The following is a 623-nucleotide window of genomic DNA, read 5'->3' as shown; positions in this document are numbered from 1 at the left end:
GCGGGAGAGGTGCGCGAGATTTAGCGAGAGAGTTTTCAGTTTCCAGAGCGTTACGTGATAACGTCAAAAGCCCTGTCTGGCATACATCTCTATCACTTCCAGAGGGTGAAAAGTTAGATTCTGGAAGATGGGATCGGGCTGTGAACTTGTTCTTAAAGGAGATGAGTTTAGATACTTCTAAGCATCAATTTGTTGCAGTTAGGCACAATGATACAGATAAAGACCATGTTCATATAATAGCTTCAAGAATAGGTCTGGACGGCTCATTGTGGCACGGTCGAAAAGACGTCTTTAACGCAATAGAAGCAACGCAGGTGATCGAGAGAGAGTTAGATTTGACGCTTACAGCGGGCTACTTTGAGCTAGATAAAAACGGAAACAAAACCAAGCGTAAGACACCAAGAAAACAAGCAAAGCAAAAGGAAATACAAATGTCAGCTAGAACGGGTGAAGCACCGCAGCGTCTAATCTTGCAGAAGATTATAGATGAAGCCATCAAAGCGAAAGTGAGTGTTTTTGATTTTATTCAACAGCTTGAGGTTGCAGGCGTAACAGTGCGCCCAAACGTTGCAAAAACTGGTAGGTTAAACGGTTTCTCTTTTGTTCTCGGTGGCATCCCATTC

Annotated in this window: 1 protein-coding gene; it reads left to right on the top strand. The window is 43.5% G+C overall.

Translation table 11 applies throughout. The features are described 5' to 3' along the window. Nucleotides 1-623: relaxase/mobilization nuclease domain-containing protein (locus tag A3712_RS23125; RefSeq protein WP_157618864.1), on the top strand; the 623-nt coding region annotated here is incomplete at both ends.

Source organism: Vibrio sp. HI00D65, from assembly GCF_001635455.1.
In the GTDB taxonomy this organism is placed as follows: Bacteria; Pseudomonadota; Gammaproteobacteria; order Enterobacterales; family Vibrionaceae; genus Vibrio.
This window is presented reverse-complemented; position numbering and strand designations above follow the sequence as displayed.